The sequence below is a fragment of the Kribbella sp. VKM Ac-2571 genome, assembly GCF_004362255.1.
GTDB lineage: Bacteria > Actinomycetota > Actinomycetes > Propionibacteriales > Kribbellaceae > Kribbella > Kribbella pratensis.
The window spans coordinates 109452-129992 of sequence record NZ_SNWS01000005.1; the positions used below are offsets into that span (position 1 = coordinate 109452).

Genomic DNA, 20541 nt, shown 5'->3' on the forward strand with positions numbered 1-20541 from the left:
GTGTCTCGATCATAGGCAGACTGTCCCACTAGAATCCAGCCATGCCGAAATTGTGGAACGACAGCATCGCCACCCACCGCCAGGCGGTCCGGGAAGCGATCCTCGATGCCACCGCCGCGCTCGTCGCCGAACGCGGACTGACCGGCATCACCATGGCCGAGGTCGCGCACCGCGCCGGTGTCGGGCGGGCGACGCTCTACAAGTACTTCGCGGACGTCGACTCGACCTTGACCGCCTGGCACCAGCGTCAAGTCGCCGGGCACCTGCAACAGCTCTCCGAGATCTGGGAGCGGACCCATCGCATCGACGACGTGCTGGAGGCGTACGCGTTCATCTGCCACGAGCACCCGCCGGCCGAGGCCGGCGCGTCACTGCATCGGTCGGAGCACGTCGGTCACGCCCGCGAGCATCTGGTGGAGTTCATCGCGGAGCGGCTGGGTGCGGTGCGCGACGACGTACCGCCGAAGGAGTTGGCGACGTACTGCGTGCACGCTCTCCAAGCAGCAGGCGCCGTACCGTCGAAAGCGGCGGTACGGCGCCTGGTGCGGGTCACGCTGTACGGGCTACGAAGCCAACCGGGTGGGTGAGAGGTCGAGGCGGCGGAGCAGTTGGGCGTTGAGGGCCACGACGATCGTGGAGATCGACATCAGGAGGGCGCCGACGGCGGGTGAGACGACCACGCCGGCGAAGGCGAGGACTCCGGCGGCGAGCGGGACCGTGATCACGTTGTAGCCGGTGGCCCACACGAGGTTCTGCCACATCTTGCGATAGCTCGCCTTGGACAGCTCGATGACCGAGAGGACAGCGCGCGGGTCGTCGGCGGCGAGGACGACGCCGGCGGACTCGATCGCGACGTCGGTGCCGGCGCCGATCGCGATCCCGACCTCGGCGCGAGCCAGCGCCGGAGCGTCGTTCACCCCGTCACCGACCATCGCGACCTTCAGCCCACGGGACTGCAGCTCCGCGACCTTGGCGTCCTTGTCCTGCGGCAGCACCTCGGCGAACACCTCGTCGATGCCCAGTTCCTTCGCCACCGCTTCGGCGACCTGATGCGCGTCACCCGTGATCATCGCGACCTTCACTCCACGCTCGTGCAGCGCGGCGACTGCCTGCCGGGACTCTTCGCGGACCGCGTCCTCGAGCGCGATCGCACCCAGCACCTGCCCGTCCCGAACCACATGCAGCACCGCGGCCCCGCGAGCTTTCCAGTCCGCGACCTCCGCGTCGAGCGCGTCCGGCTCGGCCAGGCCGTTCTCCCGCAGGTACGCCGGTCCGCCGACCGCAACCTCCGAACCGTTCACGACCGCCTGTACGCCGCGACCGGTGAGCGACCGGAAGTCCGTCGCCGCCACCCGCCCGCCACCGACCGGAACCCGGTCGGCATGCGCACGAACGATTGCCTTCGCCAACGGATGCTCGCTGTCGGCCTCGACAGCAGCGGCCAGCTCCAGCAACTCGTCCTCCGATACCGCGTCGGCAGTGGCGACCCCGGTGACAGCCGGCTCGCCCTTGGTCAACGTGCCGGTCTTGTCGAACAGGACCGCGTCGATCGTCCGCATCCGCTCCAGCGCCAACCGGTTCTTCACGAGTACGCCGGCCCTCGCCGCACGCTCCGTGGAGATCGCGATCACCAGCGGGATGGCCAGCCCGAGGGCATGGGGGCAGGCGATCACCAGGACGGTGACGGTTCGCGTCACGGCCTCGTCGAGCTTGCCCAGCAACGCCCAGACGACGAACGTGATCAGACCGGCGATCGACGCGAAGTAGAAGAGGAACGCGGCGGCGCGATCCGCGAGTGCCTGCGCACGGGAGGACGAGGCCTGCGCCTCGGCCACCAACCGCTGGATGCCGGCCAGAGCCGTGTCGTCGCCAACCGCGGTGATCTCGACCCGCAGGGCGTTGTCAGTGGCAACAGTTCCCGCAACCACCGCGTCACCGGCCGCCCGCGACACCGGCCGCGATTCACCGGTGATCATTGACTCGTCGACCTCGGCCTGCCCGTCGACCACAGTGCCGTCGGCCGGCACACGTCCGCCGGAACGCACCAGGACAACGTCACCGGCCTGCAACTCGTGCAACGACACCTGGACGACCCCGTCGTCGGTGACCTTCTCAGCCGAGTCCGGAAGCAGGGCGGCCAACGCGTCGAGCGCACCGGATGCCGCGCCCAGCGCCCGCATCTCCAGCCAGTGCCCGAGCAGCATGATCACGATCAGCAGCGCGAGCTCCCACCAGAAGTCCAGGTCGAACCCGCCGATCCGCAGCGTGGTCACCCACGAGGCGACGAACGCGACGGTGATCGCCATCGAGATCAGCAGCATCATCCCGGGACGCCGCGACTTCAGTTCGCTCCAGCCACCGGTCAGGAACGGCTGACCGCCGTACACGAAGATCACCGTGCCGAGCACCGGCGCGATCAGCCCCGCCCCGGGGAACTCCGGCCGCATGTACCCCAGCAGGTCCGCGAACATCTCACTGAAGAACACCACCGGCACCGCCAGCCCCAGGCTGATCCAGAACCGGTCCTTGAACTGCGCCGCATGATCCCCATGCCCACCGTGCGCGTCGTGGTTCATGTGGTCCTCGTGACCACCGTGCTCGTGCCGCTCATGCTCGTCCATACCTCACAACATACCCCTAGGGGGTATTAGAATCAAGGCACGGAAAAGCCCCGCCACCCAAAGTGACGGGGCTGACTTCCGACCTGGCTACAGCGGTTCGATGTCGGTCAGCGTCTCCGCTGTCAGTTCCACCCAGCGGGTGATGCCGATGTCACGCAGGAACGGTACGTCGTGACTGGCGATCACGAGCGCTCCGTTGTACGACGCCAACGCGTCCTTCAGCTGCGCCACGCTGGCAAGGTCGAGGTTGTTCGAGGGCTCGTCCAGCATCAGCAACTGCGGCGGCGGTTCCGCGAGCAGCAGCGCCGCCAACGTCGCCCGGAAGCGCTCGCCGCCGGACAGCGTGCTGACCAACTGATCCGCCGCCCGCCCACGGAACAGGAACCGGGCCAGCCGCGCCCGCCGCTCCTGGTTCTCCGTACTCGGAGCCAGCAACGCCAGGTTGTCCACGATCGACAGTTCGTCTCGCAGCAGGTCGAGCCGCTGCGGCAGGTACCGGAACGGCACAGCCGGCAACTCGCCCGCCACGATCGACTGCAGCAGCGTGGTCTTCCCGGCGCCGTTCGACCCGGTCAGCGCGATCCGCTCCGGACCCCGGATCTCCAGGTCGACGTGTGCCCCGGTCCGCAGTACGTGATCCTCCAGCCGCAGCACGATGCGGCCGGCGGGTACGGCGGTCTTCGGCAGGTCGACCCGGATCGTGTCGTCGTCGTGGACCTTCTCCTCCGCGTCCGCGAGCGCCTCCTGCGCCGAGTCGAGCCGCTCGGACTGCATCCCGAGATGCTTGCCCGCCGACACCTGCGCGGACCGTTTCAGCCCGCCCGCGACGATCTTCGGGATCCCGCCCTGCTCGAAGGCCCGCTGCCCCCGGGCCCGGCGCTGATCCATCTTCATCCGCGCCTCGACCAGATCCTTCTTCTGCTTGCGTACGTCGGCCTCCGCCGCCCGCAGCATCCGCTCCGCGGCCTCCTGCTCGACAGCGACCGCTTCCTCGTAGGCGGTCAGGTTCCCGCCGTACCAGGTGACCTCGCCCTTGCGCAGGTCCCCGATCTGGTCGACGCGATCCAGCAGCTCCCGGTCGTGGCTGACGATCACCAACGCCCCGCGGAACTGGTCCACGGCGTCGTACAGATGCCGCCGCGCCCGCAGGTCGAGGTTGTTGGTCGGCTCGTCGAGCAGCAGTACGTCGGGACGCCGCAGCAACTCGGCCGCGAGCCCGAGCAGGATCGTCTCGCCGCCGGACAGCTCGCCGACGCTGCGGTCGAGGTCGATCGAGCCCAGCCCGAGCTTGCCGAGCAGCGCCTCGGCGCGCTCGTCGACGTCCCAATCGTCGCCGACGATCGCGAAGTTCTGCTCCGAGGCGTCACCGGACTCGATCGCGGTGATCGCCCGCCGGACGGCCTCGATCCCGAGCGCCTGGTCGACCCGCAACGAGGTGTCGAGGGTCAGGTCCTGCGGCAGGTACCCGAGCTCGCCGCTGACCCGGATCGCGCCGCGCTGCGGGGTGAGCCGGCCGGCGATCAACCGGAGCAGCGTCGACTTGCCCGCGCCGTTGCGGCCGACCAGGCCGGAACGCACCGGACCGGCGACGAACATCAGGCCGTCGAACAGCACCTCGCCGTCAGGCCAGGCGAAGAAGAGGTCGGTACAGGACAGGGAAATGCTCATGAGTGTCGACTCCAACGAGGTCTCAGAACGAGACCGCACACCAGAACGGTGGCGATCAATCGGTTGCGGAGAAAGACCTCAGTTCGACAACTCGAACCCCTGCCCTCGGGAATGTGACTCCCCAAGCTTACGGATCGTGGTTGGGTTGATCAACCATTTTCCGAACGCTTGCGCCAGGCAACGACCACCAGGTCGACGAGCGCGACGACCGCGAACGCCCCGAAGACGATCACCCATCCGGCCGGAAGCTCGTAGACGACGGCCAGCACCGCGGCCGCCACGAACAGCACCACCCCGAACGCCGCCAGCACAACGCGCAGCGTCAACGCACTACGAGGTGGAGGAGGTTCGAACGCCATACCCCTCAGGTACCCCACGCGCACCCCACGTGCACCCACCCGCACCCGCACCCGCACCGCAGAATCTGGTGGGTCTACGTCCGAGATGCAGGGTTTGCGTCCCGGATCTCGGGCGCAAACCCTGCATCTGACGGGTGAACCCACCAGATGCGGGCGGCTCAGGAGGCCTTGCGGAGCCAGGTTTCGACGCCGGCTATGTGGGCGGTCATCCAGGCCCGGGCCGCCTCGGCGTCGCGGATCTCGATGGCGTCCAGGATCGCGGCGTGCTCGGCGAGCGTGCGCTCGACCGCGCCGGCCTGGGTGACCCCGCGCCAGATCCGCGCCCGCTGGGTCGCGCCGGAGATCCCGTCGAGCAGCGAGCAGACCACCTGGTTCCCGGTCGCCTCGGCGATCGCGCGATGGAACCGCAGGTCGTTCGCGACCAGTTCCTCGACCGAGGCATCCGGTCCCAGGTCACTGGTCAGCAGCCGGAGTTCGGTCACCTGTTCCGGGCCGATCCGCGTCGCGGCCAGTGCCGCCACACCCGGCTCGAGCAACCGCCGTACCTCGAAGAACTGCAGCACCGAGTCGTCGCGGTGCAGGTCGACCATGAAGTTCAGCGCGTCGAGCAGATGCGCCGAGTCGAGGCTGGTCACGTACGTCCCGTCGCCGTGCCGCACGTCCAGCACGTTGACGAGCGTGAGCGCCTTGACCGCCTCCCGCAGCGAGTTCCGCGACAACCCCAGCCGGGCGGCGAGGTCCGCCTCCTTCGGCAACCGGTCCCCCGGCCCGAGCTCCCCCGAGGTGATCATCCCCTTGATCTTGACGATCGCCTCATCCGTCAACGCCATTCGCTCAGTATGCCGCCAGCCGAGCCCAAGAACAGGTAGTAGTGCTCGCCCGACGACCCCCGCCCGCCTGAGGCAGCCCACCGTCGGCCCGATTTCACCCACCACCTCCTGTTCTTAGGTACATCAACCCGTGCCGGCGACCCGGGCCAACAGGGTGGGGCGGGTGGCGGCGCCGGTCTTGGCGAGGATGGCCTTGACGTGGTCGTTGACGGTGTGTTCGGACAGGACCAGGCGCTGGGCCAGGTGGCGGGAGTCGGCGCCGGTGGTCAGCGCGGCGAGGATCTCGCGCTCGCGGGGCGTCAGGGCATGCGCGAGCGCGAAGACCTCCAGCCGTTCAGCGGGCGTCGACTCCTCGATGGTGACGGCGATGTCGGAGTCCGGCGCAGTTCGCGCGGCGCGGAGGGTGACCCAACGGCCGGCCCCTAGGTGGACACGTGACCAGGGCGGTCCGATCGGTACGCCGTTCTCGGCAGCAACGAGCGCTGCCGCCAAGTTGTACGCAGCCGCCGGGATCGCCTGCTCGACCACGGCCGGGTCGTCCGGCGGGTTCAACCGATGAAAGGCTTCACGAGCCGCGGGCGTGCCGACCTGAACCTGCAGATCCGCGCCGAGCACAAGAACCGCCGGCTCACCCGACGGAGGCGGGACCGGGGCGGTGAAGGTTCTTGCCTGGGCCCTTCGGAGAGCGGTGGTCAACGGCGGTACGACCGACGCGATCAGGTCGCGCTCGTGCAAGGTGAAGGGCGAGGTGCTCGTGCGCCAGAGGTCCAGCCACGCCCAGAAGCCGAAACGGTCCGCGAAGACCGCGGTCAAGACGTCGACGTCATCCGTACGACGCCATACGACTGGACCAGCGCCCACCACGAGGTTGGTCCACCGCAGGTACCGCGCCTGGATGAGGGCGGGAAGGTCCGGCCAGGACAGGCCCGGGATGTCGGCCAGAGGTGACGTGCCGATCCGGGTGACCGGGTCGGTGAGGGTCCAGACGTGGGCGTCGAACGGGACCGCACGGCGCAGCTCGGTCAGCGCCCGCTCGCGCAGCACCTTCGCGTCGAGCGTGCCGGAACACAGTCGCTCCACCCGATCCCGCACACCGTGAGCGTACGGAAGATCCCCAGGATCGGGGATGGGCCGGCGCACTCGACAGGCTCACTCTGATCGCATGATCACACTGCACATCGAGAACACCATCGCCGACTACGACGCGTGGAAGGCGGCCTTCGACCGCTACGACCGCGCCCGCCGCGACCACCACGTGCTCGCGTACCGCATCAGCCGTCCCGTCGACGACCCCGCCACGGTCCACATCGACCTCGACTTCGACACCCGCGAGGACGCCGCCGGCTTCGTCCAGGTCCTCGAGAAGATCTGGCAGACCCCGCTGTCCGGCGCCGTCTCCAGCACCCACGCCGCCCCCGAGCTCCGCACCCTCGAGGAGATGACACCGCCTAACATCCGCGTATGAGCACTCCGGGGTACTCGGGCAAGCCGCTCGCGACCAAGCTCGGGATCAAGGCGGACCACCTCGTCCTGCTCGACAACGCCCCGGCCGAGTTCGTCGTCGAAGGACTCCCGCCCGGTACGTCGGTAGCGCGCCGAGCCGGGCGTACGCCGTACGACGTCGTGCTGCTGTTCTGCCCGGATCGGGCCCGGCTCACAAAACGCCTCCCGGTGCTGCTCGCCAAGACCACGACCGCCGGGATGATCTGGACCGCCTGGCCGAAGCGGTCCTCCGGCGTGCCGACCGATCTCGACGAGAACGGGATCCGCGAGCTGGCCCTGCCGCTCGGTGTCGTCGACGTCAAGGTGTGCGCGATCGACGCGACCTGGTCGGGTCTGAAGCTGGTCCGCAGGTTGTCCAGCCGATGAAGGCCAATCATGCCCAGGTGGACTGATTCGGAGCGTGACGTTGGCCACACTTCTGCGCGGTGATGATCGTCACGGGTGGCGAGCGGACAACTGCATACAGTGCGCAGTCACGCTCAGAACGCCGTACCGACCGACCGTGACGGACTGCCGGAAAGCCACCTCTGCAAGGCGTCCCGCAACGATGGCCGTTGCTCTCCGCACCGACGGGCGGTGAGAGGACGGAGTGTGGGCTGAAACACCTTTGTGGGCAGTGTTTCAGGGGCCGATCGATCCGGTCGCCGGAGCCCGACCACTCGACACACTGGTCCGGTGGTCCCGAACTGTGGAAGTGGTCCCCCTGCTATTAGCCTTTGCTTGGGACACCACCCATAACATCAGCATTAACGAACCGCGGTACCGGACCCGAAATCGGAAGAGGCGAACTGCCAAGTGGCCACCGAGCCATCAGACACCAATCCCCTAGCAGCCTTCGGTGCGAACGAATGGCTGGTCGACGAGCTGTACGAGAAGTACCAGCAGGACCCGAATTCGGTGGATCCGGCGTGGTTGGACTTCTTCAAGACGTACAAGCCAGGTGAAGCGACGCCGGTGAAGACCGTCCCGGCCGACGCTCCCCGACCGGACGCGGTGTCCGACAACAAGACCCCCGAGGCGCCGAGCCGCGGTACGGCGACGTCCGCGCCGGCCTCGAGCGCGCCCGCGGCAACCACCGCCGCGACCCAGCCGACACCGGCCGCTGCCCAGGCAGCCGCACCGAAGACCCAGCCGGCAGCTCAGCCCGCAGCGAAGCAAGCACCGGCCACGTCCGGCGCCCCGACCGGAGGCACGGTGAACCAGCCGCCCAGCGCCCAGCCCAAGCCAGCCCCCGCGACCAGCGCGGACTCCGAGCGGCTGATCCTGCGCGGCGCACCGGCGCGGACCGCGCAGAACATGGAGACCAGCCTCACGGTCCCCACCGCGACGAGCGTTCGCCAGGTGCCGGTCAAGCTGCTGATCGACAACCGGATCGTCATCAACAACCACCTCAAGCGCGCCCGCGGCGGCAAGGTGTCCTTCACCCACCTGATCGGCTGGGCGCTGGTCAAGGCGCTGAAGACGCTGCCGGACATGAACGCGTCGTACGACGAGACCGACGGCAAGCCGACCCTGGTGCACCCGGCGCACATCAACCTCGGCCTGGCCATCGACATGCAGAAGCCGGACGGCACCCGGCAGCTGCTGGTGCCGTCGATCAAGGCGACCGAGACGATGACGTTCGCCGACTTCTGGATGGCCTACGAGGACATCGTCCGCCGGGCCCGCGACAACAAGCTCGCGCTGCCGGACTTCCAGGGCACCACGATCAGCCTGACCAACCCCGGCACGATCGGCACCCAGCACTCGGTGCCGCGGCTGATGACCGGCCAGGGCTGCATCGTCGGCGTCGGCGCGATGGAGTACCCGTCGGAGTACCAGGGCGCGGCCGAGGAGACGATGGCCAAGCTCGCGGTCAGCAAGGTGATGACGCTGACCTCGACGTACGACCACCGGATCATCCAGGGCGCCCAGTCGGGTGAGTTCCTGCGCCGGATCCACCAGCTGCTGCTCGGCCAGGAGGGTTTCTACGACGAGATCTTCCAGAGCCTGCGGATCCCGTACGAGCCGATCCGCTGGGCCGCCGACCTCCCGCACAGCCACGAGGAGGACATCAGCAAGCAGGCCCGGATCCTGGAACTGATCCACGCGTTCCGGGTGCGCGGCCACATCATGGCCGACACCGACCCGCTGGAGTACAAGCAGCGCAGCCACCCCGACCTCGACGTCGCCACCCACGGCCTGACGCTGTGGGACCTGGACCGCGAGTTCGCCACCGGCTCGTTCGGCGGCAACGACCGGCGGTTCATGAAGCTCCGCGAGATCCTCGGCATCCTGCGCGACTCGTACTGCCGGACCACCGGTATCGAGTACATGCACATCCAGGACCCCGAGCAGCGCAAGTGGATCCAGGAGCGGGTCGAGCGCCCGCACACCAAGCCGCCGCGCGAGGAGCAGCTGCGGATCCTGGCCAAGCTGAACGAGGCCGAGGCGTTCGAGACCTTCCTGCAGACCAAGTACGTCGGTCAGCGCCGCTTCTCGCTCGAGGGCGCGGAGACCACCATCCCGCTGCTCGACGAGCTCTGCGAGGAAGCAGCCGGCGCGGGCCTGGACGAGGTCGCGATCGGGATGGCGCACCGCGGCCGGCTGAACGTGCTGGCGAACATCGTCGGCAAGTCGTACGGGCAGATCTTCCGCGAGTTCGAGGGCAACATCGACCCGCGGACCGTGCAGGGCTCCGGTGACGTCAAGTACCACCTGGGCGCCGAGGGCGAGTTCGTCTCCGAGTTCGGCGACAAGATCAAGGTGTCGGTGGCGGCGAACCCGTCGCACCTGGAGACCGTCGACCCGGTGCTCGAGGGCATCGTCCGGGCCAAGCAGGACATCCTGGACCGCGGCGCCGCGTTCCCGGTGCTGCCGGTGCTGGTGCACGGTGACGCGGCCTTCGCCGGCCAGGGCGTGGTGGCGGAGACGCTGAACCTGTCCCAGCTGCGCGGCTACCGGACCGGCGGCACGATCCACGTGATCGTGAACAACCAGGTCGGCTTCACCACCTCGCCGGCCTCGTCGCGCTCGTCGATGTACTCCACCGACGTCGCCCGGATGGTGCAGGCGCCGATCTTCCACGTGAACGGCGACGACCCCGAGGCCTGCATCCGGGTCGCGGACCTGGCCTTCGAGTACCGGCAGGCGTTCAACAAGGACGTCGTCATCGACCTGGTCTGCTACCGCCGTCGCGGTCACAACGAGGGCGACGACCCGAGCTTCACCCAGCCGCTGATGTACGACCTGATCGAGCAGAAGCGCTCGGTCCGCAAGCTGTACACCGAGGCCCTGATCGGTCGTGGCGACATCACGATCGAAGAGGCCGAGCAGGCGATGCAGGACTTCCAGCAGCGGCTGGAGCGGGTGTTCGCCGAGGTCCGCGACGCGAAGAACGAGCCGGAAACACCGGCGCCGTACGTGACCGCGCCGGAGTACCCGAACAAGCCGGACGGCCCGGACGCGACCGCGATCAGCCGGGAGGTGCTGAAGAAGATCGCCGACGCGTACACCACGCTGCCCGACGGCTTCACCGTGCACCCGAAGGTGCAGCCGCAGCTGCAGCGCCGGGCGCACGCGATCACCGAAGGTCCGCTCGACTGGGCCAGCGCGGAGATCACCGCCTTCGGCTCGCTGCTGCTCGACGGGCGCCCGGTCCGGCTCGCCGGCCAGGACAGCCGCCGCGGCACGTTCGTGCAACGGTTCGCCGCCGTCATCGACCGGGTCAACGGGCAGGACCACGTCCCGCTGCAGCACCTGGACGAGGGCAACCAGGCGAACTTCTACGTCTACGACTCGCTGCTCAGCGAGTACGCCGCGCTCGGCTTCGAGTACGGGTACTCCGTGGCGCGGCCGGAGGCGCTGGTGCTGTGGGAGGCGCAGTTCGGCGACTTCGTGAACGGCGCCCAGTCGGTCATCGACGAGTACATCTCGTCCGGTGAGGCGAAGTGGGGCCAGAAGTCCGGCGTCGTACTGTTGCTGCCGCACGGCTACGAGGGCCAGGGCCCGGACCACACCTCGGCCCGGATCGAGCGGTTCCTCCAGCTCTGCGCCGAGAACGCGATGACCGTGGCGCAGCCGTCGACCCCGGCGTCGTACTTCCACCTGCTCCGCCGGCACACGCTCGGCGAGGAGCACGTCCCGATGATCGTCTTCACGCCGAAGCAGCTGCTGCGGCGCAAGGAGGCGGTGTCGCAGCCGGAGGAGCTGACCCACGGCACCTTCCGTCCGGTGCTCGGCGACGCCGAGGCGGAGGCGAACGCGGCGGGAGTCGAGCGGGTGATCCTGGCGTCGGGCCGGATCGTGTACGACCTGCTCGCCGAGCGGAAGAAGGTCGAGCCGGACAAGATCAGCACCGCGATCGTCCGGGTCGAGCAGCTCTACCCGCTGCCCGCCGACGAGATCGTCGCCGAGCTGGCGAAGTACGGCAACGCGACCGAGATCCGCTGGGTGCAGGACGAGCCGGCGAACCAGGGCCCGTGGCCGTTCATGGCGCTGAACCTGACCGAGCACCTGGGCGGCAAGCCGTTCTACCGGGTGTCCCGGCCGGCCATGTCCGCCCCGGCGGTCGGCTCGCACGGTGTGCACGGCACCGAGCAGGCGACCCTGCTGAAGCAGGCGTTCAGCTGACGTGTACTTCACCGACCGCGGGATCGAGGAGCTCGAGAAGCGGCGTGGCGAGGAGGATGTCACGCTCGCTTTCGTGGCCGAGCGGCTGCGCGAGTTCGTCGACCTGAACCCGGAGTTCGAGACGCCGATCGAGCGGTTCGCCACCTGGCTGGCCCGCTTGGACGACGAGGACGACTGATCCTCTAGCCCTCTGGCCCTCTAGCCTGAGTGAATGCCCTTCGCCTCCCAGCCCGTCCGACGGGTTGCCGCGGCGGAGGGCATTCGCGCGTCTGGACGCTGGCCGCATACGATCCCGGCCGTCCGCCAACTGCTGACCGACGGCCTGGACCTCGAGCCCGGCGTCACGTTCCTGGTCGGCGAGAACGGCGCCGGTAAGTCCACGTTGGTCGAAGCGATCGCGGTCGCCTTCGGCCTGTCCCCCGAGGGCGGCTCCACCGGCGCCCGGCTGACCACCCGGGCGACTGAGTCGTCACTCGCCGACGACCTGCAACTGACCCGCGGCGTCGGTGCCAAGCGCGCCGGGTTCTTCCTCCGCGCCGAGACCATGCACGGCTTCTACACGTACCTGGAGCAGAACCCGAGCCATGTCCGCCAGGACCCGGTCTTTCACGAGCTGAGCCACGGCGAGAGCTTCCTGACCCTGATCAGCGACCGCTTCACCCGTCAGGGCTTCTACTGCCTCGACGAGCCCGAGTCCGCCCTCTCGTTCTCCAGCAGCCTCGCGGTGGTCGGCGTACTCAACCGCCTGGCCGAGTCCGGCTCCCAGGTCCTCTGCGCCACCCACTCCCCCGTCATCGCCGCCCTCCCCGGCGCAACCATCCTCGAGGTGGGTGACTGGGGCATCCGCCGCACCCCCTGGGAAGACCTACAACTCGTCCAAAACTGGAAGGCGTACCTACAGGCCCCCGACCGATACCTACGGCACGTCCTCTAGGGGGTGTGCGGCGGTCTCGTACGGCGGGGTGGGTCGGGAGCCAGGGTGCCGTCGGGGGCGATGTGTTCGAAGATTTGGTCTACCAGGTTCAGGACGTGGGGGTCGTCGACGGTGTAGATGTGGCGGCGGCCCTCGCGGCGGGCGGTGATGATGCCGGCCAGGCGGAGCTTGCCGAGGTGCTGGCTGGCGGTGGCGATACTCACGCCGACCCGCTCCGCCAAGGTGCCGACGTCGTACTCCCCCTGGGCGGCCAGCGACACCAGGTGCAGCCGGACCGGAGCGGAGAGCATGGCGAAGGTGCCCGCGGCGGAATCGAGCTGCGCCTTCGTCGGTTCTGGGTTGGTCATCGCGCAGTCATTGTGACCGCTCAGGCGGTCTCCGGGCAGCCCGGCGTGCCGTGGTGAGGACGGTCTCATACTTTCGCAATTGCGAAAGTATCGAAACGGTGGCAGGCTGGAGTGCGTGTTGAGAGCTCTCCGCCCTGTTCTGCTGCTGCTCCTGGTGGCGATCCCCGCGGTCGCCCTGCGGGTCACCGGCACCCATCCGCCGGCGCTCGCGTCGATCCTGATCTTCGGCCTCGCCGTGGTCGCGGCATCGTTCGTGCTGGCCTGGGCGGCGGAAGCGGCGGAGATGGACATCTCGGGCGGTCTGGCGATCGCGCTCCTCGCGGTCATCGCCGTCCTGCCGGAGTACGCCGTGGACCTCTACTTCGCACACACAGCCGGCTCGCACCCGGAGTACGTGCAGTACGCCGCCGCCAACATGACCGGATCGAACCGGCTGCTGCTCGGCCTCGGCTGGTCCAGCGTCGTCCTGATCAGCCTGTACGTCGCTTCGCGGCGGAGCGGGCGCTCGGTCAAGGCGCTCGTACTGGAGACCGGGTACCGGCGTGAGCTGGGCTTCCTCGCTGTGGCCGGCGTGGTCGCGTTCGTGATCCCGGTGACCGGCCAGATCCACCTGCTGCTGGGGATCCTGCTGCTCGCGTTCTTCGCCTACTACCTGTACCGGGCGGCGACGTCGGAGCATGACGACGAGCCCGACCTGATCGGGCCGGCGGCGACGATCGGCGCACTGCCGAAGCTCCGGCGCCGGATCACCGTGACCGCGATGTTCCTGGTCTCGGCAGGGGTGATCCTGGCGGCCGCGGAGCCGTTCGCGGACTCACTCGTCCAGGGCGGTCGCACGCTGGGGATCGACCAGTTCCTGCTGGTCCAGTGGCTGGCTCCGCTGGCGTCCGAGGCACCGGAGTTCATCGTGGCGCTGCTGTTCGCGTGGCGAGGCAAGGGCGCCGCGGCATTGGGGCTGCTGATCTCGGCCAAGGTGAACCAGTGGACGCTGCTGATCGGGAGCCTGCCGATCGCCTACGGGATCGGTGGCGGCGGTGCCGCGCTGCACCTGGACGGCCGGCAGATCGAGGAGTTCCTGCTCACCGCCACTCAGACGCTGCTCGGCCTCGCGATCCTCTTGAACCTGCGCTTCCCGCGGTGGGCCGCGTGGACGTTGCTGGGCCTGTTCGCGATCCAGTTCGCCGTACCGGGTCAGACCGGGCGCTACGTGATCAGCGGGATCTACCTGGCACTCGCTGTCGGCGCGGCGATCCACAACCGCAAGCAGCTGTTGCCGACGCTCCTGGCCCCGTTCCGGCGTACCTCCGCAGAGCCCGTCGACGCGGAACGCGCCGACGAGCTCATCAAGGTCTAGCTGGCCTGCTGCTCTTCGATGATGGGGCAGGTACGGCGTTCCTGCGGGCCGGGGCGACCGCGGCGGCGGCCGGCGAGGAACTTCTCGCCCGCGGCGGTGCCGGTGAACTTGGTCCGGCGCGCCCACTCCCGGCATTCCTCGATCACCGGGCACGACGTCAGGCAGATGGCCTGGGCCTTGCGCTGCTCCCACGCGCTGGCCGTCTCGTCGTACGACGGCGCCTGACCGACACACGCGGCCTTCGTCATCCAGTTGTCGGCCGGGTCAACAATCACCGTCAAAGTGGGCCTCATGGGCTTCATCGCTCCTCGTCGATCGGGCGGATCGTAGGAACAGAGTGACCCCGTCGCGTTGCCCCGGTGCGACGCGAATGTTTCAGCCGTGAAACGTCACACCGGTTCGGTGTCACAAGTGTGCCGCTGGCACTATCTCCGGACCAGCCGGAGCTCCCACAGGTCGAAGTACGGGTCGTGCTTGCGGACGCCGTCCGGCTCGAACCCGTTCCGGCGGTAGAACCGCAGCGCCCGCTCGTTGCCCTCGAAGACCCACAGGAACGCCGGCTGCTTGCCCACGGCAACGTCGAACAGCCGGCCGCCGAGACCGGTCTTCCAGTACCCCTGCCGGGTGTAGATCGCCTCCAGCTCGAACGGGACCGGCGCGTCCTCGTCGCGCCCGGGCCCGGTGCCGACGAAGCCGACCACCCGGTCCTGCGACAAAGCAGCTGGATCCGGGTTCAGCGCGATCCAGCGCGTGTCGCCAGCGCCCAGCCGGGTCACCCAGCGCTCGGTACGGCGGTCGATGTCGGACGTCCGCTCGAGCAGGAGATCGGCCGGGACCAGATCGGCGTACGCCTCCCGCCAGCACAACAGGTGACACCACGCGCCGGCCTCGGCGTCCTCGACCGTGGCCGGCCTGATCTCGGGCTGCATTCAGGTCCTTTCTGGTAGTCCAGCGCCGTCGCGAGGAGGTGCTCGGTGCGGTGCATCGGCGTGCGGGGGCGAAGGTCTCGATGCGGAGCATCGTGGCCTTTGCACCCGTGCGGCGAGGTGCCGTGCCGAGCGCCCCGCAGTAGGCGCTGGACTACCAGAAAGGACCTAAACAGTAAAAACGATCTTGCCGAAGACGTCGCCCGCATTCATCTTCTCGAAGCCGGTGCGGGCCTCGGCGAGCGGCAGGACCGTGTCGATGTGCGGCGAGATGCCGGCGTTCGCCATGAACTGCACCAGCTCGGCGAGCTCGGTCCGGGTGCCCATCGTCGAGCCCTGCACGCGGAGTTGCAGGAAGAAGATCCGGTTCAGCTCGGCGGACTTCGGCGCCTGGCCGCTGGTCGCGCCGGAGATCACCAGGGTGCCGCCCTGCTTCAGCGACTTGAGCGAGTGCGACCACGTCGCCTGCCCGACCGTCTCCATCACCGCGTCGACCCGCTCCGGCAGCCGCGCGCCGGACTCGAACGCGTCGTGCGCGCCGATCTCGACCGCCTTGGCCCGCTTGCCCTCGTCCCGGCTGGTCGCCCACACGCGGATCCCGGCGGCCCGCGCCAGCGTGATCAGCGCCGTCGCCACACCGCCACCCGCGCCCTGCACGAGGACCGTGTCACCCGGCTTCAGCCCCGACTGCGTGAACAACATCCGGTACGCCGTCAACCACGCCGTCGGCAGACACGCAGCCTGCTCGAAACTCATCCCGGCGGGCTTCGGTACGACGTTCCGCGCCGGTACGGCGACCTTCTGCGCCAGCGTGCCCTGGTACCGCTCGCTCAGCAGCGACCGCTTCGGGTCGAGCGTCTCGTCGCCCTTCCACGCCGGGTCCGAGACCACCGCGTGGACGACGACCTCGTTCCCGTCCGGGTCCACGCCCGCCGCGTCACAACCGAGGATCATCGGCAGACTCTGCTCGGCCAGCCCGACCCCCTTCAACGACCACAGATCGTGATGGTTGAGCGCAGTCGCCCGTACGTCGATCGTCACCCAGCCCTCGGGCACCGTCGGTTCGGGCCGCTCCCCCACCTCCAGCGCGGCGATCGGGTTGTCGGCATCGAACTTGGCGGCATAAGCAGCAAGCATGCGAACCACCCTAGGCGCTGGTCAGCCCCCAATCAGTAACCGACCTCACCCCCACCCACCGCTGTGGCAAAGCTGCCATCCCACTCCGGCGGACACGACGCCCCAAACCAGTTCGGGGAGGATGTCTGCCCGGATCGGGCGGGCGACGCTCCCCAAACCAGTTCGGGGAAGCCACCCCACCCGCATCAGGCAGGCAGCCTCCCCAAACCAGTTCGGGGAGGATGTCTGCCCGGATCGGGCGGGCGATCCTCCCCGAACTGGTTTGGGGAGGCTCGGTCAGTCGCGGGCTACGCCGTCTGCTTGGGCGGCTGCGGCTACTGCGGCGGCTACGGCAGGCGCGACGCGCTCGTCGAAGGGGGACGGGATGATGTAGTCGGGGCGGAGGTCCGACTCGGAGATGAGGCTCGCGAGGGCGTCGGCGGCGGCGAGTTTCATGCCTTCGGTGATGCGGGAGGCGTTGGCGTCGAAGGCTCCGCGGAAGATGCCGGGGAAGGCCAGGACGTTGTTGATCTGGTTCGGGAAGTCGGAGCGGCCGGTCGCGACCACGGCGGCATGCCGGTGCGCGATGTCCGGGTGGACCTCGGGGTTCGGGTTGGCCAGCGCGAAGATCATCGCGTTCTCGGCCATCTGCGCGACGGCCTCCTCCGGGACGGTCCCGCCGGAGACGCCGAGGAACAGGTCCGCGCCCGCGAGCGCGTCGACCAGCCGGCCGGAGATCCCGCCGGTGTTGGTGTCCCGGGCGAGCGACAGCTTCACCGGGTTCAGGTCGGCACGGTCCTCGTGCAGCACGCCCTTGCTGTCGACCACCGCGAGGTCCCCGACCCCTGCCTGCAAAAGGATCCGGGCACACGCGACCCCGGCGGCACCGGCACCGGAGATCACCACGCGGATCTCGGAGATCGACTTCCCGGTGACTCGCAACGCGTTGCGGAGCGCGGCGAGTACGACGACCGCCGTACCGTGCTGGTCGTCGTGGAAGACCGGGATGTCCAGCCGCTCCTTCAGCCGGCGCTCGATCTCGAAGCACCGCGGCGCGGAGATGTCCTCGAGGTTGATCCCGCCGAACGACGGCGCCATCCGCGCGACCGTGTCGACGAACTCGTCCACGTCGGTGCAGTCCAGCGCGATCGGCACCGAGTCGACGCCGCCGAACTCCTTGAACAGCAGCGCCTTGCCCTCCATCACCGGCAGCGACGCGGCCGGACCGATGTCGCCGAGGCCCAGCACCGCGGTGCCGTCGGTGACGACCGCGACCACGTTCGACTTCCAGGTGTAGCGCCGAACCAGCGACAGGTCCTCGGCGATCGCGGTGCAGACCCGGGCGACACCGGGGGTGTACGCCTGGGAGAGCTCGTCGGCGTTGGTGACCTTGACCGAGGACGTCACCTCGATCTTGCCGCCCACGTGCAGCTCGAACACCGGGTCGCCGGCGAACGGATCGGATGCGGCGCGGTCGGAGCCGGTCTCGGACGGGAGCAGTTCGGCAACCATGAATGACCCTTCATCGGGAAAACAAAGCAGCCCACCGCGAGGATGGGCAGGCGTTGACAGCGGAGTGGGGGCACAAGGCGGTCCGTTCGGGTGCGTCGAGCACCGCCGTTGCCACTCGGGGGTCACCCGTGCCTACGAGTAAACCACAGGCCCACTGGTCTGCTCTGTGAGGGCCACCACAGGAGCCTGCGACGGTGACGATCCAGTCTCGTCGGGAGTCGACAGCCGCCACGTACCTGCTTGCTGTGTCAGGATGCGAGGAATCCGGCCCGAGTGCTGTCCGGGGCCGGCGTTCCACAACCAGTGTCGAGGAGTACCAGCGATGAATATCGTCTCCACCCTCCGCAACAGTCGCCTCACCGTCGCCGCCTCGGTGGCGGTGTTCGCGCTCGCGATCTCTGCCTGCGGCAACGGCTCGGACAGCGGTGGAGGAGGCGAGGACAAAGCGAAAGCGGCCGGCATCACTCTGGTGAAGCCCGGCAAGCTGACGGTCTGCACGCACCTGTCGTACAAGCCCTTCGAGTACAAGGAGGGCACCAAGGTGGTCGGCTTCGACGTCGACCTGCTCGACCTGCTCGCCAAGGACCTCGGCGTGGAGCAGGAAGTGATCAGCATCGAGTGGGCCCAGGTCACGTCCGGCGCCGCCTACCAGGCCAAGAAGTGCGACATGGGCATGGGCGCGATGACGATCAACGCGTCGCGCAAGGCCGCGATCGGGATCAGCGACCCGTACATGGACGCGACCCAGGTGCTGCTGGTGAAGAAGGGTGCGCCGTACAAGTCGCTCGAGGACCTGAAGGGCAAGAAGGTCGGCGTCCAGGCCGACACCACGGGCAAGGACTACGCCACCGCGGCGTCGAAGAAGATCGGCTTCGAGGTCGTGGTGTTCAACGATCTCGCCCTGCAGACCAACAACGTCAAGTCGGGCCGCGTCGACGCCGCCATCAACGACAACGGCGCGCTGTACAACTTCGTCCAGGGGAACCCGGACACCGAGGTGACGGCCGAGTTCAACACCGGCGAGCAGTACGGCTTCGCGGCCAAGAAGGACGACCCCAGCGGCACCAAACTGCTGACCAAGTTCAACGAACTGCTGGCCAAGGCCAAGTCCGACGGCACCTACAACCAGATCTTCAAGAAGTGGTTCGGGGTGGAGCCGAAGAAGTGACCGTCACCGACGCGGTAGTAGAGAAGCGCCGCGGTCTCAGCCCGCGGCAACGGGCCCAGCGGTCCCGCGGCATCCAGTACGCCGTCCTGGTCGTCATCGTCGTGGTGGCGGCCTTCACGGCGAACTGGGGCCAGATCGCCAGCGTCTTCTTCAAACCGGAGTTCGTGAAGTCCGCGTTCACCACAGGCCTGCCCGGAGCGTTCCTGAAGACCATCGAGTACACGGCCGGGGCCTTCGTCATCGGCCTGCTCGGCGGCACCCTGCTCGCGTTGATGCGGCTCAGCCGGGTCGCGCCGTACCGGTGGCTTGCGACGGCCTACATCGAGTTCTTCCGGGGACTGCCGGCGATCGTCGTGTTCGTGGCGTTCAGCCTGCTGCCCCTGGCGTTCGCCGACCTGGTGATCCCGCTCGACCCCTACGGCACAGTGTGGCTGGCCCTCGGCATCGTCGCCGCCGCCTATATGGCCGAAGTGATCCGCGCCGGCATCCAGGCGGTTCCGAAGGGGCAGATCGAGGCCGCGCGGTCGCTAGGCATGCCCGCCGGGGTCGCGACCCGCAAGATCGTGCTGCCACAGGCGTTCCGGATCGTGCTGCCGCCACTGGCCAACGACCTGATCCTGCTGGTGAAGGACTCGTCGCTGGTCTTCATCATCGGCACCTCCGCGGCGGCGTACGAGCTGACCGGTTTCGGCCGGGACCTGGCCAACACCGAGTCGAACCTGACCCCGCTCGTCACCGCCGGCTTCTGCTACCTGATCATCACCCTGCCGCTCGGCCTGCTGGTCCGCTGGCTGGAGGCCAAGGCTGCGAGGGCACACTGATGGCACTGGTCGAGATCAAGAACCTGCACAAGTCGTTCGGCAGCAACCACGTCCTGCGCGGTATCGACTTCACCGTCGAGCAGGGTGAGGTGGTCTGTGTGATCGGGCCGTCCGGCTCGGGCAAGTCGACCCTGCTGCGGTGCGTCAACCTGCTCGAAGTGCCGGAGGAAGGCAAGGTCTTCGTCCGCGGCGAGGACATCACCGACCGGGACTGCCACCTCGACGCCGCTCGGCAGCAGATCGGGATGGTGTTCCAGCAGTTCAACCTGTTCCCGCATCTCTCCGTACTGGCCAACTGCATGGTGGCGCAGACGACCGTCCTGAAACGCGGTAAGGCCGAGGCGGAGCAGATCGCCCGGGCCAACCTCGATCGCGTCGGCCTGAACGAGAAGGTGAAGGCCTATCCCATGCAGCTGTCCGGCGGCCAGCAGCAGCGGGTGGCGATCGCCCGCGCACTGTCGATGGACCCGGCGCTGATGCTGTTCGACGAGCCGACGTCCGCGCTCGACCCGGAGCTGGTCGGCGACGTGCTCACGGTGATGCGCAAACTCGCGCTCGACGGTATGACGATGCTCGTCGTCACCCACGAGATGGCGTTCGCGCGCGAGGTCGCGGACCGGGTGGTGTTCATGGACGCGGGCGTGATCGTCGAGCAGGGACCGCCCGCCGACGTGATCGGCAACCCCAAGGAGGAGCGCACCCGCACCTTCCTCCGCCGCGTCCTCGACCCGACCCACGTCGAGCCCACCCCGTAAACCCCCACCCCCGCGA

At 68.6% G+C, this 20541-nt stretch carries 20 protein-coding genes; 10 read left to right on the plus strand and 10 right to left on the minus strand.

Annotation, left to right across the window (positions count from 1 at the left end; all coding sequences use genetic code 11):
• The first annotated feature begins 41 nt into the window (after nucleotides 1-41).
• Nucleotides 42-587: a TetR/AcrR family transcriptional regulator gene (locus EV651_RS13090; RefSeq protein WP_133785427.1), complete on the plus strand. Its 546-nt coding sequence runs from the start codon at nucleotides 42-44 to the stop codon at nucleotides 585-587.
• Here EV651_RS13090 and EV651_RS13095 read toward each other — a convergent pair.
• The 5 genes from EV651_RS13095 to EV651_RS13115 all read right to left on the minus strand — a co-directional run bounded on the left by EV651_RS13095 (nucleotide 564) and on the right by EV651_RS13115 (nucleotide 6570).
• The gene (locus tag EV651_RS13095; protein WP_133785428.1) at nucleotides 564-2621 is read right to left on the minus strand and encodes a copper-translocating P-type ATPase; all 2058 of its coding nucleotides are present in this window, start codon (nucleotides 2619-2621) and stop codon (nucleotides 564-566) included. The genes EV651_RS13090 and EV651_RS13095 overlap by 24 nt on opposite strands.
• A gap of 87 nt (nucleotides 2622-2708) precedes the next feature.
• Nucleotides 2709-4289, minus strand: coding sequence for an ABC-F family ATP-binding cassette domain-containing protein (locus EV651_RS13100; RefSeq protein WP_133785429.1), 1581 nt, complete (start codon nucleotides 4287-4289; stop codon nucleotides 2709-2711).
• Nucleotides 4290-4438: 149 nt separating this feature from the next.
• Nucleotides 4439-4648: a DUF6343 family protein gene (locus tag EV651_RS13105; RefSeq protein WP_133785430.1), complete on the minus strand. Its 210-nt coding sequence runs from the start codon at nucleotides 4646-4648 to the stop codon at nucleotides 4439-4441.
• Between the two features lie 158 nt (nucleotides 4649-4806).
• A complete protein-coding gene (locus EV651_RS13110) occupies nucleotides 4807-5478 on the minus strand; it encodes a FadR/GntR family transcriptional regulator (RefSeq protein ID WP_133785431.1) in 672 nt (223 codons plus the stop codon).
• Between the two features lie 123 nt (nucleotides 5479-5601).
• Nucleotides 5602-6570: a helix-turn-helix transcriptional regulator gene (locus tag EV651_RS13115; RefSeq protein WP_202870309.1), complete on the minus strand. Its 969-nt coding sequence runs from the start codon at nucleotides 6568-6570 to the stop codon at nucleotides 5602-5604.
• 70 nt (nucleotides 6571-6640) lie between these two features.
• On the opposite strand from EV651_RS13115, the gene EV651_RS13120 reads away from it, so the two are divergent.
• From EV651_RS13120 to EV651_RS13135, 5 genes are all read left to right on the plus strand, one after another.
• The gene (locus EV651_RS13120; RefSeq protein ID WP_133785432.1) at nucleotides 6641-6943 is read left to right on the plus strand and encodes a hypothetical protein; all 303 of its coding nucleotides are present in this window, start codon (nucleotides 6641-6643) and stop codon (nucleotides 6941-6943) included.
• Nucleotides 6940-7347: a DUF3052 domain-containing protein gene (locus EV651_RS13125; protein ID WP_133785433.1), complete on the plus strand. Its 408-nt coding sequence runs from the start codon at nucleotides 6940-6942 to the stop codon at nucleotides 7345-7347. The genes EV651_RS13120 and EV651_RS13125 overlap by 4 nt, the downstream gene beginning before the upstream one ends.
• Nucleotides 7348-7776: 429 nt before the next feature.
• Entirely contained in the window at nucleotides 7777-11592 is a 3816-nt protein-coding gene (locus EV651_RS13130) for a multifunctional oxoglutarate decarboxylase/oxoglutarate dehydrogenase thiamine pyrophosphate-binding subunit/dihydrolipoyllysine-residue succinyltransferase subunit (RefSeq protein ID WP_133785434.1), read from the plus strand.
• 1 nt (nucleotide 11593) lies between these two features.
• Nucleotides 11594-11770, plus strand: coding sequence for a DUF6104 family protein (locus EV651_RS41350; protein WP_165546322.1), 177 nt, complete (start codon nucleotides 11594-11596; stop codon nucleotides 11768-11770).
• 33 nt (nucleotides 11771-11803) lie between these two features.
• Entirely contained in the window at nucleotides 11804-12526 is a 723-nt protein-coding gene (locus tag EV651_RS13135) for an AAA family ATPase (RefSeq protein ID WP_133785435.1), read from the plus strand.
• On the opposite strand, the gene EV651_RS13140 is transcribed toward EV651_RS13135, so the two are convergent.
• Nucleotides 12523-12873: a helix-turn-helix transcriptional regulator gene (locus tag EV651_RS13140; RefSeq protein ID WP_133785436.1), complete on the minus strand. Its 351-nt coding sequence runs from the start codon at nucleotides 12871-12873 to the stop codon at nucleotides 12523-12525. The two genes, EV651_RS13135 and EV651_RS13140, sit on opposite strands and share 4 nt — an antisense overlap.
• 115 nt (nucleotides 12874-12988) lie before the next feature.
• Here EV651_RS13140 and EV651_RS13145 point away from each other — a divergent pair, with 115 nt between their 5' ends.
• Nucleotides 12989-14227, plus strand: coding sequence for a sodium:proton exchanger (locus EV651_RS13145; protein ID WP_133785437.1), 1239 nt, complete (start codon nucleotides 12989-12991; stop codon nucleotides 14225-14227).
• Here EV651_RS13145 and EV651_RS13150 read toward each other — a convergent pair.
• The 4 genes from EV651_RS13150 to EV651_RS13170 all read right to left on the minus strand — a co-directional run bounded on the left by EV651_RS13150 (nucleotide 14224) and on the right by EV651_RS13170 (nucleotide 17781).
• Complete coding sequence (locus EV651_RS13150; RefSeq protein WP_133785438.1) at nucleotides 14224-14520, minus strand: WhiB family transcriptional regulator; 297 nt, start codon at nucleotides 14518-14520, stop codon at nucleotides 14224-14226. The genes EV651_RS13145 and EV651_RS13150 overlap by 4 nt on opposite strands.
• Before the next feature lie 132 nt (nucleotides 14521-14652).
• Nucleotides 14653-15156, minus strand: a complete 504-nt coding sequence (locus EV651_RS13155) for a GNAT family N-acetyltransferase (protein ID WP_133785439.1) — start codon at nucleotides 15154-15156, stop codon at nucleotides 14653-14655.
• A 165-nt stretch (nucleotides 15157-15321) separates the two neighbouring features.
• Nucleotides 15322-16290 carry a zinc-binding dehydrogenase gene (locus EV651_RS13165; RefSeq protein WP_133785440.1) on the minus strand — a complete coding sequence of 323 codons (969 nt, stop codon included), beginning with the start codon at nucleotides 16288-16290 and terminating at the stop codon, nucleotides 15322-15324.
• A gap of 276 nt (nucleotides 16291-16566) precedes the next feature.
• Nucleotides 16567-17781 carry an NADP-dependent malic enzyme gene (locus tag EV651_RS13170; protein ID WP_133785441.1) on the minus strand — a complete coding sequence of 405 codons (1215 nt, stop codon included), beginning with the start codon at nucleotides 17779-17781 and terminating at the stop codon, nucleotides 16567-16569.
• Nucleotides 17782-18103: 322 nt separating this feature from the next.
• On the opposite strand from EV651_RS13170, the gene EV651_RS13175 reads away from it, so the two are divergent.
• Genes EV651_RS13175 through EV651_RS13185 form a run of 3 tightly spaced genes read left to right on the plus strand, consistent with a single transcriptional unit; the run spans nucleotide 18104 to nucleotide 20525 of the window.
• Nucleotides 18104-18949 carry an ABC transporter substrate-binding protein gene (locus EV651_RS13175; protein ID WP_133785442.1) on the plus strand — a complete coding sequence of 282 codons (846 nt, stop codon included), beginning with the start codon at nucleotides 18104-18106 and terminating at the stop codon, nucleotides 18947-18949.
• Nucleotides 18946-19770, plus strand: a complete 825-nt coding sequence (locus tag EV651_RS13180; protein WP_133785443.1) for an amino acid ABC transporter permease — start codon at nucleotides 18946-18948, stop codon at nucleotides 19768-19770. The genes EV651_RS13175 and EV651_RS13180 overlap by 4 nt, the downstream gene beginning before the upstream one ends.
• Entirely contained in the window at nucleotides 19770-20525 is a 756-nt protein-coding gene (locus tag EV651_RS13185) for an amino acid ABC transporter ATP-binding protein (protein WP_133785444.1), read from the plus strand. The genes EV651_RS13180 and EV651_RS13185 overlap by 1 nt, the downstream gene beginning before the upstream one ends.
• The last annotated feature ends 16 nt before the right edge of the window (nucleotides 20526-20541 follow it).